Consider the following 14,872-nt stretch of genomic DNA (forward strand, 5'->3'; position numbering starts at 1 on the left):
TTTGTTCTTGTTTTTATTTTACACGAAAAGCTGTTCTTTTTTCAAGAACGGGAAAAAATGACTAAAATGTTATGGTTGAATCAGACTAATACAGAAACTGCTGAAGACAGATGATTTAAAGTTTTTCTGTTAACGTGTAGAATAGAAGTAGACAACCGTCTCGAGGAGAATAAATGGTGGAGCAATTTTTTAGTTATTTTACAGAAGAGAATTTAGCAGACTTTTTTCAGAGCTATCGGGCTTTTGGTCCTTTTGTTGCCATACTGCTGCCGTTCATTGAAGCGCTTCTTCCGTTTTTGCCGCTGATTGTGTTTGTGGTTGCCAATGTCAATTCGTTCGGTTTATGGCAGGGATTCATCTTGACTTGGATCGGAGCATCTGCGGGCTCGATCGCCGTTTTCCTCTTCATCCGCCATTTCGGCCAGCAAAAAGCTCTTGGATTTATCCGCAGGCATCCGTCTGTGAAAAAGCTGATGATCTGGGTGGAAAAACGGGGCTTCGGTCCTTTGTTTCTGCTGCTCTGTTTTCCGTTCACACCTTCTGCTGCGGTGAATGTTGTGGCCGGGCTTTCGAGAATCAGCCTGCTGCCCTTTTCGCTTGCGGTGCTGTGCGGAAAGTCCGTGATGATTTTTATGGTGAGCTTCGTTGGGCATGACCTGAAGGCGCTGTTTACACAGCCTTTAAGAACAGCCGGGGTCATGATCGTGATTTTGATTTTATGGTACGCCGGAAAACGGGTTGAACATCGTCTGAATGTGAAATTCAGCCAGAGAGAGAATGACTAGGGGGACATAGTATTGAAAAAACGTTTTTGGGTCATAGCCGGAGTCCTTTTCATCATCATTGGAATTCAGGTGAAAAATGCCGTCTTTATTGAGTATAAGGTCGAGGGAGTCAGCATGAACCCAACGTTTCAGGAGGGCAACAAGCTTTTGATCAACCGGTTCGCCCATCATTTTCAAACGATCGGCAGGTTTGATATCGTGCTGTTTAAAGGACCTGAAAAAGATATATTCATCAAACGGGTCATCGGACTTCCCGGAGAAACGCTCAGATATGAAGATGATCAGCTTTACATTAATGAAAAAAAGATCAAAGAGCCCTATCTGGACGACTTGAAAGCTGTTACGGCAGGCGGAGACCTGACCGGGGATTTTACGCTCAAGGAAGTGACGGGAGAGGAGAAAATTCCGGCAAACCATTACTTCGTGCTCGGAGACAACAGAATCCACAGCAATGACAGCCGCCATTTCGGCTTTGTATCAGATAAGGACATTGTCGGTATTGTCGCGGAAAAAATCGATGAGAAGTGAAAATTCAGACAGATGAAAAACCTTTAAGGCGGCTCCTTAAAGGTTTTTTCGTCTTACTTCAGCTTAATCGCGTTCAGCCGTTTTTGCAGTTTCGTTTTTTCAGCCGATGCTTTCAGCTTGTTGACCGCTGATTGTGCGGCTGATTTTGTTTTTTTCGTTCTTCTTTGTTCAGCCGTTTTGACTTTGGCTTTTGCTGTTTTCACTTTTTGTGTGTATGCGGCGGCTTTCTTTTTTACGTTGTCCAGCCGTTTTTGCAGCTTTGTTTTATCATTCCCAGCAAGCAGTTCATTGATCGCTTTTTGCGCTTTGCTGATCTTTGTGTCGCTCGCTGTTTTTTCCGCTCTGGCAACGGCATTCCGGGCGGTTGTAAGCAAGTTTGAGCGGACCGCATTGATCCGTTTTTGCAAGTTTGTTTTGACAGGCCCTTTGACGAGCTCATTGACCGCTGTTTGGGCGGCGTCGGCATGGGCTTTCTTTTTCTGTTTTTCAGCGAGCTTTACTTTGTTTTCGGCCGTTTTTTTGAGCTGATTTTCCACGCTGTTCAGCCTTTTGCGCAAATTGGTTTTGTCAACGTTCGCAGGGAGCGGATTGATCGTGTTTTGCGCCTTGTCGATGTCGGCTCTTTTCTTGCTCTTTTCCGCTTTTGCGACGGCTTTCTGCGCTTTTTCCAATTGAGCGTCCGCCTCTTTAAAACGGATCAGCCCGTAGCCAAACAGCGAATCGCGACCCGGTGCGCCTAAATCGCTCGTGAAAAACTGCATTTTTCTGCGGAGCTCGCTATTTGTACTCGCCGGATACATCTGTTTTAACAGAGCGAACATGCCCGCAACGTGCGGAACGGCTTGGGAAGTTCCACTTGAGCTCGCGTATTTGCGGTTTACATATGTGCTGATAATGGATGTTCCCGGAGCGGAAAACTCGACGGCCGTACCTGTATTGGAAAACGATGCGAGCTGATTCTTTTCATTTGTAGCTGAAACGGCAATCACACTGCTGTAGGCCGCCGGATAATAGACGGATGTTTTGTTTCCGTCATTGCCGCTGGCCGCCACAAGAAGGAGGCCTTTTTTGTAGGCCCGGTCTGCGGCATCGTGCAAAATTTGGCTGTCACCTGATACGACAAGGCTCATATTGATGATGTCGATGTTGTGCTGGATCGACCAGTCGATGGCTTTTAATATGCTTTTAAGATCGCCTGAGCCGGTTTTATCAAGCACTTTTACCGCATACAGCTCAGCGCCGGGGGCGATGCCGTTGATTCCAAAGCCGTTATGCTTCGCACCGATAATTCCGGCAACATGTGTGCCATGGCCGTTGTCATCACGGTATGAAGCGGTATAGTCCACCATTGAGACTCCGCCGGCGATTGACAGCTCATCATGAGGTGAAATGCCGCTGTCTAGAACTGCGGTTCTCACATGTTTTCCGGTTAAACCTTTGTGCCAGGCAAGGTCAGCTTGAATCGGCTTGATATTCCATTGCGCAAATGAGCCGGTGTTTTGCTCTGTTCCGCTGGAAACGGCTTTGAATGCTGTAGCGTCGGCAGCCTTAACCGGAGCATTGTTTTCGACATACAGCACATCCGGGTCATGTTCCAATTTGCGCACCGTTTTTTCATCAGCGGTGACGGCTGCTGCGGGAAGCTTGCGGTAAACGTGTTCGACTGAATCGGCCTGCTCCATGACCGCTTCTTTGCCGCTGTTGTTTTTATAGACGACGATAACCTCTTTTTCTTTGTCACGGCCTTCTGCTTGAACATGCGGTGTCATCGCGAAGAAGCTAAAAAACAATACGCCGGAAAGCGCGGTTTTTCCAATCTTTTTCATTCAGCTCTCCTCCTGATTTGTGCGGCGTTTTCTTTATATATCGGAGCATTTTTGATTTTTCAAAGCTAAGAAAGCGCGCATTTCTAAAATAAAAGGATGAAAAAAGCGCAAAGCGGGATGAGGCAAAATTACGCTTGATAAGGCTGTGCACTTAGAGCTGGGAGCGCAGGGAAAAAACTTGAGGCTCCAGTTCAGCCGGAGGAAACGGAGATGTGCACATCTATGGAATGGGGAAACACTATCATACATCAACAGGCGCCTTAACTATGCCTGCATAAGCTCTTTTGGATACCTGAAGGCAAGGGTGTTTTTTGATGCGTCAACAGACCCTTATTTTCATGTTGGTTAGAGTCAAAAGACCTGAAAGTAACAGAAATGAATTGAGAATAGAGAGGTGAAATTGGCAAAGTATGAAAAATGAACTAATACTAAAGGGGAAATTATAGTATGATATGAATAAAGAAAAATACAAAAAAATAGAAGACTGGAAGAAAGGAGCTCCAAATGAACAAGATCGCCGCGGAAGAAGTCGCCAATACCCTCAACTCATGGTACCGCGCCATCAGAAGAAATGATACGGAACAGTCGATCCGCTTATTTGAAGAAATCAAACCGATGCTGGCAGAGATGGCGGAGGATCAGGAGGTTTTAATCTACTATTCCTTGCTGGAGCTGAGACATAAAATCATGCTGTATGATACGAGGGGAGAAAAGATTGAGCAGCAAGAGGATTTAACAAACGGCGACAGCGCTGCATCACATATGACTTCGTATTACTACTACCTGTTTTCGGGAGCATACGAAGTGTATAAAAAAAATTACGAAGAGGCGATCAGTTTTTACAAGATCGCTGAAAAAAAGCTTGCCAATGTCCATGATCAAATCGAAGTGGCGCAATTCCACGACAAAGTCGGAAAACTTTACTATTACCTGGGGCAGAATATCGTTTCATTAAATCATACACGGCAAGCGATGGAGATATTTAGATGTTATGAAGACCATCATTTGAATCTTGTCTCTACATATATCACGATGGCGGGCAATTATACGGAAATGGGAAAGTATAAAGAAGCGGAAGAATATTTAACCGAGGCCATCAATACGGCAAGAGCCGCCGGTGACCATTTCAAAGAAATGCAGCTTTTGCATAATTTCGGTCTTCTATATGCAGCGATGGATCAGTCAGAAAAGAGCATCAGCTTTCTGGAAACCGTATTGGCCGATCGCGCATATGCCGCTTCAGACTATTATTTCAACGCTGTATTTTTAATGATTAAGGAACTGTTTAAAATAGGGGAGCATGACCGGGCCGTCGCTTTTTACGAAGAGGGGAAGGAAAGGTCGAAAGGCATGCAGAATGATATATTTGACGCGAAAATCGATATTCTCTATGCAACCTATGCAGGAGGTGGTGAGAAGGCGATCGATGACTGCAAAAACTGTCTCGAGGTCTTATTCAAATCAAAGCAGTATGACAGTGTGCGCGAACTTTCACTCTTAACGGCCAATGTCTACAGGCAAAAGTCTCTTTATAAAGAGGCCGCCTATTTCTTTTTGGAAGCCATTAAAGCAGAAGAAGAGATGAAAAAAGTGGAGGGAATGTCATGAAAAAGCTTTTCATTGTGACCGCAATCGGTGTTGCTCTATGTTCAGGATGGTTTATGGCTGAACATCATGCTGAAGCAGGAGGCATGCATGTTGCCGAAAAGATGGTCGGATAAAAGCGCGGGGGAAAATCCGTCTTGGAGATCAAGGCGGATTTTTTGCATGTTTACTGTATTTTACGCGTGGCTGAACATAACGAATCAGCGGCCGGTGAAAATGGGAGAAGGATCATTGCGGATGGAACAGCAAAAAAAACCTTCTGTCACTCATCGGCCGTTATATTCAGTAAAAGCACCCGGTTAAGCCGGGTGTATTTTACTGCTAATTAAAATCTAAATATTTTTAATATTGAAAACATTTTCTCGATCTGTTACGATATTTTTAGTAAACTTTTAGTGAATATGGATTCTATAGACAGGCGGGGATGAACATGGCAACCATTAAGGATATAGCGCTTCAAGCAAAAGTATCAAGCACAACCGTTTCCAGAGTGCTGAATCATGATCAAACACTGTCGGTAGCACCTGAAACAAGGCAGCGGATTTTGGATATTGCCCATCAGCTCGGATACAAGAACTCCAGGAAACGCCGCGATGAGCAGGCTCCAGCAGCCGAAGGAGGAAGCCCGCGGATCGGCATCGTCGTCTGCCAGACGCAGGAAGAGGAATTGAATGATCCGTATTTTTATTCGATCAGACAGGGGATTGAAAGCGAGTGTTTTGAAAAAGGAGTCTTTATTACGAAGTTCATTCAACTCAGCAGCATCCGCTCCAGCCAGCCTGTCGGCGATGTCGACGGCTTGATCGTGATCGGCAGAATCAATTTTGCCGGATTGAGGCAAATCGTCGGTGAGGCGGCAAAGGTCGTTTATATTAATCATACTGACAGTGAAGAACAGCACGACTCCGTCGTCGTCGATTTTCAGAAAGCGGCGGCCAGGGCGGTAAATCATCTGAAATCGCTCGGCTGCAAGCGGATCGGCTATATCGGCGGACGGGAGAAGGAACATTTTAGAATCAGCGATCAAAAGACAGAAACGGTTGAAATTGAAGACAAGCGGCTGACAACATTTTTGGAGATGGCGGGTGCGGAGAATGCGGACAATGTCTATATCGGAGAATATACGATGCAGCAAGGCTACGAGCTGATGAAACAGGCGCTTCTTGCAAAACATGTGCCTGAAGCTTTCTTTATCGCCAGCGATTCGATGGCGATCGGCGCATTAAGAGCCTTGCGGGAATCAGGTATCAAGGTTCCGGAGGATGTCGCGCTCGTCAGCTTTAACGGCATTGAAGCAGCCGAATTTGCAAATCCGCCTCTTTCGACCGTGAAGGTCCATACGGAAGAAATGGGGCGAACCGGTGTCAAACTGCTGCTGGACCGGATCAGCGGCAGAAGTCTGCCGCTGCAAGTGACGGTCCCCTCAGAGCTCATCATCCGTGAGAGCTGCGGATCCGGCAGAAGAGATTGACTAAGTTGAATAAGCCTAAAAGGAGGTGATTCCAATTTGTTCACTAAACTTTAGTGAAGATATGTTTTGCGGCATTCAAAAATCATAAGCTGAGGTGAAATGATGAAAAAGTTGATTTTCTCTTTTACTCTCCTTTTTTTATTGGCCTCTTTGGCAGCCGGCTGTTCCGGAAAAACCGCTGGGAAGCAAGACGGCGACATCACCTTGACCATGTTTTCAACAATGACAAATGACAGTGAAAAAAAGGCCCTCAGAAGACTTGCCGATGATTTTGAAAAAGAGAACAAGGGGGTTAAGGTTGATATCAATTTCCCGGGGGCCGACTACGAAAATATGCTGCGCGTCAAAATGGCGGCGAATGATATGCCCGACTTGTTCGACACCCATGGATGGGCGAAAATCCGCTACGGCGAATATACGGCCGACTTAAAGGATATGGACTGGGTCAAACAGCTTGATCCCAACCTTGATCCGATTTTAAAGGACGAGGACGGCAAAGTATACGCCTATCCATTTAATCAGGCGAAAGACGGTATCGTCTATAACGCAGACCTTCTCAAGAAATACAATATCAAGCCTCCGGAGACACTTGACGAACTGTTGAAGGCGCTGGAGGCAGTCAAAGAAAAAAGCGGCGGCGATGTCATTCCTTTTTGGTTCGCCGGTTCTGATAAAGGTGCCCTGGCCCAGTTTTATGATCAGCTTGCTACACCACTGCTCATCACAGATCAACACCACAATGAAGAAAAAGCCCTGCTGGAAGGGACATTCGACTGGTCGAAATACACCCTGCTGGCGGATACATTCAAAAAAATGCAGGACAAACAACTGATCAATCAAGATATTTTGACGGCAAAATCCTCACAGCTGGTTGAATTGATGGCGCAGGGAAAAATCGCCTTTACACTGTCGGTGACATCGATCGGGGCTGATACGAAAGAGGTGAATCCAGATATCCAATTGGGCGTCATCCCGACACCGGCCGTACATGAAGGTGACAAACCGAGCTGGATCGGAGGAGAACGCCACACGGTTGCCGCCTGGAAAGATTCTGAACATCTCGATGAAGCGAAGCGGTTTATCGAATTTGCCGCACAGCCCAAATATGTGAAAATGATCGCTGAAGCCACTTCATTTCCTCAAGCTTTAACCAACACACAAGCTGAAAACGACTATGCCAAGTATTATGAGCAGTATCGGGATATTAAAACCGAGCCCTATTTTGACCGTGTCTATCTGCCGAGCGGAATGTGGGACGTGATGGGGACGACCGGACAGGAGCTGCTGGCCGGCACGCTGACACCGAAGCAAGTGTCGGAAAAAATGAAAGAGGAATACAGCAGATTGAAGAAACAGTGAAAAATAGAAGGGGGGACATGATGAGCGAATTAGCTAAAGAAAAAAACCTTGCGATGGCAAAAAGGAAGAGGAAATCTTTATTAAAAGTCAGCATCCCGTTATGGTGGATGTATCTTCCCGCTTTGCTGCTTGTGTCAGTCTTTATGATCTACCCGTTTCTAAACGGAATCAAAATCACATTTACGAACTGGAACGGCTTTTCGCAAACCTATGACTGGATCGGTTTTGGCCAATATAAACGGATGCTTTTCGACCCCGCAACATGGCTTGTCGTCAGAAATACACTGCTGTACGGCTTGGGCAGCACGATTTTGCAAAACGTCATCGGACTTCTCTACGCTCTTCTTCTGTTTCAAAGCATTAAAATGAAAGCGGTGACAAGAACGGTTGTTTATCTGCCGGTCATCATCAGCCCGCTGATTATGGGATACATCTGGTATTTTTTCTTCTCTTATGAAGGCGGGGCATTGAATGATCTGCTCAAGCTGTTTGGCACAGGACCTGTCAATGTTTTGAGCAGTCCGGAGATCAACCCCTGGATTATTGTTTTCGTCAATTCCTATCAATTTGTCGGAATTGCGATGGTCATCTATTTAGCAGGGCTTGGAAGCATTCCAAAAGATTGTTATGAAGCGGCGCAGATCGACGGAGCAAGCGCTTTTCAGCAGTTTTGGAAAATTACGCTGCCGCTGTTGATGCCGTCTGTGACGATTAACATGGTGATCAACATCATCGGCGGGTTAAAGCTGTTTGATGTCATTTTGGCGCTCACCGGCGGGGGGCCGGGAAATGCATCACAATCGATGTCGACGTTTATGTATGATTTGTATTTTAAGAGACAGGATGCCGGGTATGCAGCCGCACAAGGCGTGCTGATGGCGGCGATGATTCTGTTGATCAGCTTCAGCGCCCTTATTTATTTTAAACGCAAGGAGGTGGAAGCATAGGTGAATTGTTCGTACAAAAAGAGACGGGCTGTATGGACGGGGCTCTCTGTTATCATTACCGTTTTTCACCTTGTTCCTTTCTATATTCTGCTGACGACAGCGCTTAAGGAAAAGGGGGATTTCAGCTCGAAATGGAAGTTTCCCGGCGAATTCAGCCTTGCCAATTTTACGGAGGCTTGGGAAAAAGCCGGTCTGGCCAATGCATTCTACAACACCGCTGTGATTACATGTGTCTCCGCTGTTCTATTGGTCTTGCTCGGTTCACTGGCCGCCTACCCGCTTGCAAGGCGCCGGACGAAACTGAACCAGGCCGTTTATTTCTTATTTATTGCGATCATGATTATCCCGCCGCTGACCTCCATGGTTCCTTTATACAAGATGGTGGTTGAGCTCGGCATGCTGAACACGTATGAGATTGCGATATTGAATAATACCGCTGCCTACATGCCTTTGACGATTTTTTTATACGCCGGTTTTATCCGCTCTACCATCCCGCAGGAGCTTGAAGAAGCGGCCAGGATGGACGGAGCGAGCACAGCCGGGATCTTCTTCAAAATCGTTTTTCCTTTGCTGAAGCCGGTGACGGCGACAATCTGCATTATTGCGTGTGTTTTCATTTGGAACGATTATCAATTTTCGATTTTTTTCCTGCAGGATAAAGAAGTGCAGACGCTGACGGTGGCGATCGCCGGCTTCTTTGGGCAAAACGCGAACAATCTGCATCTGGTGGCCGCTGCTTCACTGATGGCGATGCTGCCAATGACCATTCTATTTTTGTTTCTGCAAAAATACTTTATCAAGGGATTGTCATCAGGAGCACTGAAAGGCTGAGCAAAATTGAAGACAGGAAGGAAGATGTGAATGTCTAAAATCGCTTTTATCGGAGCGGGGAGCACCATTTTTGCGAAAAATGTATTGGGGGACTGTCTGATGGTTCCGGCGCTTGAAGGATTTGAATTTGCTTTATACGACATCGATCCGAAGCGTCTGAAAGAATCGAAGGAGATGCTTGAACACTTGAAAAATCGCTATAATGAAAGCATTTCGATCCGCGCGTATGATGATCGGAAAAAAGCCTTGCAGGGAGCGAAATATATCATCAATGCGATTCAGGTCGGCGGGTATAAACCGAGCACGGTTATCGATTTTGCGATTCCGAAGAAATACGGGCTCAAGCAGACGATCGGAGATACGGTCGGAATCGGCGGGATTTTCAGAGCGCTTCGCACAATTCCCGTTTTATTGGATATGGCAAAGGATATCGAAAGCGTTGCAGGCGACGCATGGTTTTTAAATTACTCAAATCCGATGGCTTCTTTGACAGGGGCGTTGCTTCGCTATACCGGTGTGAAAACGGTCGGCCTTTGCCACAGTGTCCAGGTGTGCACGCAAGACCTCTTTGAGACGCTCGGTATGGAACATCAAGGAATCGAGGAAAAAATCGCCGGCATCAATCATATGGCCTGGTTGTTGGAAGTGAAAAGGGATGGCAGAGATTTATATCCGGAAATTAAAAAAAGGGCGAAAGAAAAGCAGAAAACAAAGCATCATGATATGGTCAGGTTTGAACTGATGGATAAATTCGGCTACTATGTGACCGAATCCTCCGAACACAACGCTGAATACCACCCTTATTTCATTAAAAGCCGGTATCCCGAACTGATCGAGGCGCTGAATATTCCGGTTGATGAGTATTTGAGAAGGTGTGAAGAGCAGATCCAAAACTGGGAAGACATGCGCGATGAAATCGTTGGCAACCAGCATTTGACGCATGATCGGTCAAAGGAATACGGATCGCGAATCATCGAAGCGATGGAAACGAATCAGCCTTTCACATTCGGCGGAAATGTGCTGAATCGGGGGCTGATCACAAACCTTCCGGAAAAAGCCGTTGTTGAAGTCACCTGTGTGGCCGAGCGGAACCGAATTACCCCATGTATTGCCGGAGAACTGCCCGAACAGCTGGCCGCTTTAAACCGGACCAATATCAATACACAGCTTTTGACGATAGAAGCAGCCATCACGAAAAAGAAAGAGCACATATACCAAGCTGCATTGCTTGATCCGCATACATCGGCGGAATTGTCGATGGATGACATCGTCAAGATGTGTGATGAACTGATAGAAGCACATGGCGAATGGCTCCCTGCATTTCAATAGGGGAATAAAAAAGCCAGAGCAGAAGGATCAGCCTTCGGCTCTGGCTTTTTTCATATGCGGATGCGCCGATTTTTCCGATCTTTGGTGCAAAAGGCGAAAAAACGGCGGCAGCATCGCAATAACGAGCACGACTCTTAACACTTGGACGGCCACAACAAAAGTCGAATCGGCATGGAGGGAAACGGAAGTCGTCGCCATCTCCGCGATTCCTCCCGGAGCAAACGCCAAGATGGCTGTCGTTAGGGAAATGCCCGCAGCCTTTGCGGTCACGGCGGCGCTTAAGATCATGGCGATGATCAGGCCGACAGAGCCGGCAAGCGCAACGATGAGCGTCTGCCTGGCGCCGATAAACATCTCTTTTTTGATCTTGGACCCGATCGTTGCTCCGAGGCAAACTTGTGACAGCACAGAAAAACCGTGGGGCCACCATGCCGTCGGGGTGAATCCGGTCAATGGACCACAGGCGATCTGCACCACGGCTGCGGAAATCATGCTTCCGAGCAGCCAGGGCGCCGGAAACCTTAACACTCTTAATGCTTTGCATGCCCAAAACGCGGCCAGAACCAAAAGCGCCGTCCAGATGATGTGGGATGGTGCAAATGCCGAGGTTCCGCCTGCGGCAATCTGATGAACGGTGCCCTGAGACGCGGGCTGTTTTGAATTAATGAAAAAAACGAAAAAGGGGATCGTCATCACAACCAAAAGCACCCGTATCATCTGGACGAGGCTGACGATTGCCGTATTCGCTCCCACTTCCTGGGCGATTCCGGGCATGGCGGAAAGGCCGCCCGGAGCCGTCCCTACAAAACTCGTCAGCATATCCGCCTTGCTGAATCTCCATAAGACAAATCCGGAAAGCATTGCGAAAACAACGGAAAGGAGCAGCATGACACTGACGATCAGCCAATTTTCCTTGAAAATTGACATCACAGACATGTTGATTTTTTGGCCAAGCTCTATTCCCAATAGCATTTGCCCTAAATTGAGCCATCCTTTAGCAATTCCATTTGGTCTGATCGCTGTTTTCAGCGGGTCCGGCCGAAGTAAGGATAAACATGAGGCAGCGGCCATCGTGCCGACCATCCAGCCGATCGTCATCCCGGTCAATGAGAGAAGAAATCCCCCAAGGCTGCTGATCAATATCAATAAAAGATCCCGAAGGAATTCATGTTGTTCCCTCAAATTAAAACCCTTCTTCCTGTATGCTGCGATATGATTTTGTTCACTAGGTAAAGTATTTTCTATATATAACTATAATATAATTTTAGTGATTGGTAAAATACGAATTTATTTAAAAGATTGATAAGAAAAGCTGATCACTGAAAAACCGAGCTTGGCAAAACATATCAGACAGCCGATTTGAATACATTGAATTAGATTCCATCACAAATAGAGGTGAACCGATGTGAAACATTCGAAGGAATCATTCACCAAGGTCAAATCATACGTCCCGTTCCGCGGCCCTTTTGACCCGTGTCCGCCGCTTGGCAAAAGGTATTACAGAACCCCTCCCAATCTGTATTTAGGCTTCCAGCCCCGCGGTCTCCCGCAGTTTTCGCCGATGGAGGCTTTAAAAAGAGGGACGCTTTGGCCCGTTTTCTATGATCATTATGAGAATCCGTATGAAGATGGGAGGTCAGGGGGGTGAAGAACTCATTATCGGAAGACTACTATCAAAAGCTTCATGAGATTCAGGCCGTCGACTTTGTCCTGATCGAGTTGATGCTGTACCTTGACACACATCCTGATGATACGGATGCGATCCAGCAATACAATCAGTACGCCCGGTATGCCAGAAAGCTGAAAGCGGCGTTTGAATCAAGGTTCGGACCGCTCACACAGGGAAGTCCCGATCAGACGGAATCATATTGGAGCTGGAAACGAAGTCCTTGGCCATGGCAAGTTTAAAGAAGGAAGGGAGTCAGGTTCATGTGGCTGTATGAGAAAAAACTGCAATACCCCGTGAGAGTGAGGGAATGCAACCCAAGGCTTGCAAAATATTTAATTGAACAGTACGGCGGAGCGGACGGTGAATTGGCGGCAGCGCTGCGTTATTTGAACCAGCGCTACAGCATTCCTGACAAAGTCGTCGGCCTCCTCACAGATATCGGCACTGAAGAATTCGCCCATTTGGAAATGATCGCGACAATGGTATACAAATTAACAAAAGACGCGACACCGGAACAGCTGAAGGAAGCCGGGCTCGGCGCTCATTACGCTGATCATGACAAAGCCCTGTTTTATCACAATGCGGCCGGTGTTCCGTTCACAGCTACATATATCCAGGCAAAAGGAGATCCGATTGCCGATTTATATGAAGACATCGCGGCGGAAGAAAAAGCGAGGGCGACGTATCAGTGGCTGATCGATATGTCTGATGATCCCGATTTAAACGACGGGCTGGCGTTTTTAAGAGAAAGGGAAATCGTTCACTCGCAGCGCTTCCGTGAAGCAGTCGAAATTTTAAAAGAAGAGCGGGATCGCAAAAAAGTGTTTTAAACATGTGTAAAAAAAGCCGAACATCCTTTATCACGGTATGTTCGGCTTTTTGATGTCCTATATTGTTGCCGCCCCTGCCAATAACGCTTGGGCGCGGTCTCTTAAAATGTATTTTTGCACTTTTCCCGAAGCCGTCAGCGGATATTCATCAATCAGAAATACGTATTCAGGAATTTTATAATAGGAAAGCTGCCCTTTGCAAAATGTCCTCACGTCTTCAAGCGTCAGCGTTTTGCTCGGTTTGCACTTGATAAAGGCCGCCGTTTTTTCTCCGTATTTTTCATCGGGGACGCCGACGACCTGAACATCGACGATATCTTCGTGTCCATAAAGGAACTCTTCAATTTCCCGCGGATAAATATTTTCCCCGCCGCGGACAATCATATCTTTTAAACGGCCGGTGATTCTGACATAACCATCCCGGTCCATTTCGGCGAGATCGCCGGTGTGAAGCCAGCCTTCCTCATCAATCGCCTTGTTTGTCGCCTCATCCATCTTATAGTATCCCTTCATGACAAGATACCCTCTTGTGCACAATTCGCCTTGCTGATCAGGCCCGAGCGTTTCGCCCGTATCAGGATCGATGATTTTCATCTCGACATGCGGGTGCACCTTTCCGACTGTTTCGACGCGGCGTTCGATCGTGTCGGTGACGGTCGTCTGTGTAATCACAGGCGATGACTCCGTCTGTCCGTATGCGATCGTGATGTCTGTCATATTCATCTGTTTCATCACTTTTTTCATCACTTCTTTCGGGCACGGAGATCCCGCCATGATGCCGGTTCGCAGTGAAGAAAGGTCATATTTTGCAAAGTTGGGATGGGTGAGCTCTGCGATAAACATCGTCGGCACGCCCTGCAGTCCCGTGCACCTTTCTTGTTCGACCGTTTGTAAAACCGTTTCAGGCTTAAATTCGATGATCGGCAGCATGGCCGCACCGACCGACACACAAGCAAGCGTGCTGAGCACACAGCCGAAACAATGAAAGAGCGGTACGGGGATGCACAATCGATCTTCGCTCCCAAGCCCCATTCTCTCAGCGACAATCGCCGCATTGTTGACGATGTTATGGTGTGTCAGCATGACACCTTTTGGAAATCCTGTCGTTCCTGACGTATATTGCATGTTGATGACATCATCGTGTGTGAGGGACTGTTCTCTGGTCCAGAGAGCGTCATCAGAAACGGTTTCGCCTTTTTTCGCGATGTCGGCAAACGGCATCAAATGTTCCGGCGTTTCTCCCTTTCCAAGATAGACGAGCCTTGTCAGCTTTGACAGTTTTCCGTCCTTCTTGATCGACTGAATCATCTCGATATATGATGTGCCCTTATAGCCGTCCATCAGAAAAAGGGTGGTGGAATCCGAATGATCCAATAAGTATTCAAGCTCTCTCGCCTGATAGCTGGTGTTGACGGTCACCAGCACGGCGCCGATTCTCGCGGTTGCGAACTGAAGCAGGATCCATTCGGGAATGTTCGTTGCCCAGATGGCCACATGCTCCCCTTTTTGAATACCGAGCGCCATTAAGCCTTTTGCTATTTTAGCGGTTTCTTCAGCAAGCTCCCGGTACGAATAACGCAAGCCGAGTTCGGCATACACAACCGCTTCATGATGCGGAAACCTGTCAGCGGCTGATTTTAATAAAGTACCGATGGTTTCTTTCTTTAATGTTTTCATAGTGCCTTTTACCTC

Annotated in this window: 15 protein-coding genes; 12 read left to right on the forward strand and 3 right to left on the reverse strand. The window is 47.0% G+C overall.

What is annotated here, in order from left to right; all coding sequences use genetic code 11:
• Positions 1–173 precede the first annotated feature (173 nt).
• Both M654_RS07525 and lepB read left to right on the forward strand, forming a co-directional pair.
• Positions 174–785, forward strand: coding sequence for a TVP38/TMEM64 family protein (locus M654_RS07525; RefSeq protein WP_035427984.1), 612 nt, complete (start codon positions 174–176; stop codon positions 783–785).
• Between the two features lie 12 nt (positions 786–797).
• Positions 798–1,313: a signal peptidase I gene (lepB, locus tag M654_RS07530; RefSeq protein WP_026586307.1), complete on the forward strand. Its 516-nt coding sequence runs from the start codon at positions 798–800 to the stop codon at positions 1,311–1,313.
• 53 nt (positions 1,314–1,366) lie between these two features.
• On the opposite strand, the gene M654_RS07535 is transcribed toward lepB, so the two are convergent.
• Positions 1,367–3,139: a S8 family peptidase gene (locus M654_RS07535; protein WP_026586308.1), complete on the reverse strand. Its 1,773-nt coding sequence runs from the start codon at positions 3,137–3,139 to the stop codon at positions 1,367–1,369.
• A 504-nt stretch (positions 3,140–3,643) separates the two neighbouring features.
• Here M654_RS07535 and M654_RS07540 point away from each other — a divergent pair.
• The 7 genes from M654_RS07540 to melA all read left to right on the forward strand — a co-directional run bounded on the left by M654_RS07540 (position 3,644) and on the right by melA (position 10,681).
• Complete coding sequence (locus M654_RS07540; protein WP_026586309.1) at positions 3,644–4,747, forward strand: Rap family tetratricopeptide repeat protein; 1,104 nt, start codon at positions 3,644–3,646, stop codon at positions 4,745–4,747.
• Positions 4,744–4,860, forward strand: coding sequence for a hypothetical protein (locus M654_RS07545; protein ID WP_026586310.1), 117 nt, complete (start codon positions 4,744–4,746; stop codon positions 4,858–4,860). The genes M654_RS07540 and M654_RS07545 overlap by 4 nt, the downstream gene beginning before the upstream one ends.
• A 314-nt stretch (positions 4,861–5,174) precedes the next feature.
• Entirely contained in the window at positions 5,175–6,215 is a 1,041-nt protein-coding gene (locus tag M654_RS07550; protein WP_026586312.1) for a LacI family DNA-binding transcriptional regulator, read from the forward strand.
• Positions 6,216–6,317: 102 nt separating this feature from the next.
• Positions 6,318–7,574, forward strand: coding sequence for an ABC transporter substrate-binding protein (locus M654_RS07555; RefSeq protein WP_026586313.1), 1,257 nt, complete (start codon positions 6,318–6,320; stop codon positions 7,572–7,574).
• A gap of 20 nt (positions 7,575–7,594) precedes the next feature.
• Complete coding sequence (locus M654_RS07560; RefSeq protein ID WP_026586314.1) at positions 7,595–8,521, forward strand: carbohydrate ABC transporter permease; 927 nt, start codon at positions 7,595–7,597, stop codon at positions 8,519–8,521.
• 51 nt (positions 8,522–8,572) lie between these two features.
• A complete protein-coding gene (locus tag M654_RS07565; RefSeq protein WP_409445083.1) occupies positions 8,573–9,352 on the forward strand; it encodes a carbohydrate ABC transporter permease in 780 nt (259 codons plus the stop codon).
• 30 nt (positions 9,353–9,382) lie between these two features.
• Entirely contained in the window at positions 9,383–10,681 is a 1,299-nt protein-coding gene (gene melA, locus M654_RS07570) for an alpha-galactosidase MelA (RefSeq protein WP_026586316.1), read from the forward strand.
• Between the two features lie 27 nt (positions 10,682–10,708).
• Here the strand turns inward: melA and M654_RS07575 are convergent, their stop codons facing one another.
• Positions 10,709–11,863 carry an AbrB family transcriptional regulator gene (locus tag M654_RS07575; RefSeq protein WP_026586317.1) on the reverse strand — a complete coding sequence of 385 codons (1,155 nt, stop codon included), beginning with the start codon at positions 11,861–11,863 and terminating at the stop codon, positions 10,709–10,711.
• 223 nt (positions 11,864–12,086) lie between these two features.
• On the opposite strand from M654_RS07575, the gene M654_RS07580 reads away from it, so the two are divergent.
• The 3 genes from M654_RS07580 to M654_RS07590 are packed head-to-tail and all read left to right on the forward strand — an operon-like array spanning position 12,087 to position 13,180.
• Positions 12,087–12,329 carry a spore coat associated protein CotJA gene (locus tag M654_RS07580; protein WP_026586318.1) on the forward strand — a complete coding sequence of 81 codons (243 nt, stop codon included), beginning with the start codon at positions 12,087–12,089 and terminating at the stop codon, positions 12,327–12,329.
• Positions 12,326–12,589 carry a spore coat protein CotJB gene (locus tag M654_RS07585; protein ID WP_026586319.1) on the forward strand — a complete coding sequence of 88 codons (264 nt, stop codon included), beginning with the start codon at positions 12,326–12,328 and terminating at the stop codon, positions 12,587–12,589. Before M654_RS07580 ends, M654_RS07585 begins: the two co-directional genes overlap by 4 nt.
• 21 nt (positions 12,590–12,610) lie before the next feature.
• Positions 12,611–13,180, forward strand: a complete 570-nt coding sequence (locus M654_RS07590; protein ID WP_026586320.1) for a manganese catalase family protein — start codon at positions 12,611–12,613, stop codon at positions 13,178–13,180.
• 57 nt (positions 13,181–13,237) lie between these two features.
• Here the strand turns inward: M654_RS07590 and M654_RS07595 are convergent, their stop codons facing one another.
• Positions 13,238–14,857 (reverse strand): AMP-binding protein, encoded by a 1,620-nt coding sequence (locus M654_RS07595; protein WP_026586321.1) that lies wholly within the window; start codon positions 14,855–14,857, stop codon positions 13,238–13,240.
• Positions 14,858–14,872: the final 15 nt, after the last annotated feature.

It is taken from the genome of Bacillus sp. NSP9.1, assembly GCF_000465465.2.
In the GTDB taxonomy this organism is placed as follows: domain Bacteria; phylum Bacillota; class Bacilli; order Bacillales; family Bacillaceae; genus Bacillus; species Bacillus sonorensis_A.

What these genes read in the sequence shown, in the direction of transcription:
- M654_RS07525 (WP_035427984.1), top strand. Translation starts at nt 174, where the DNA reads ATGGTGGAGCAATTTTTTAGTTATTTTACAGAAGAGAATTTAGCAGAC.
- M654_RS07535 (WP_026586308.1), bottom strand. Translation starts at nt 3,139, where the DNA reads ATGAAAAAGATTGGAAAAACCGCGCTTTCCGGCGTATTGTTTTTTAGC.
- M654_RS07540 (WP_026586309.1), top strand. Translation starts at nt 3,644, where the DNA reads ATGAACAAGATCGCCGCGGAAGAAGTCGCCAATACCCTCAACTCATGG.
- M654_RS07545 (WP_026586310.1), top strand. Translation starts at nt 4,744, where the DNA reads ATGAAAAAGCTTTTCATTGTGACCGCAATCGGTGTTGCTCTATGTTCA.
- M654_RS07550 (WP_026586312.1), top strand. Translation starts at nt 5,175, where the DNA reads ATGGCAACCATTAAGGATATAGCGCTTCAAGCAAAAGTATCAAGCACA.
- M654_RS07555 (WP_026586313.1), top strand. Translation starts at nt 6,318, where the DNA reads ATGAAAAAGTTGATTTTCTCTTTTACTCTCCTTTTTTTATTGGCCTCT.
- M654_RS07560 (WP_026586314.1), top strand. Translation starts at nt 7,595, where the DNA reads ATGAGCGAATTAGCTAAAGAAAAAAACCTTGCGATGGCAAAAAGGAAG.
- melA (WP_026586316.1), top strand. Translation starts at nt 9,383, where the DNA reads ATGTCTAAAATCGCTTTTATCGGAGCGGGGAGCACCATTTTTGCGAAA.
- M654_RS07590 (WP_026586320.1), top strand. Translation starts at nt 12,611, where the DNA reads ATGTGGCTGTATGAGAAAAAACTGCAATACCCCGTGAGAGTGAGGGAA.
- M654_RS07595 (WP_026586321.1), bottom strand. Translation starts at nt 14,857, where the DNA reads ATGAAAACATTAAAGAAAGAAACCATCGGTACTTTATTAAAATCAGCC.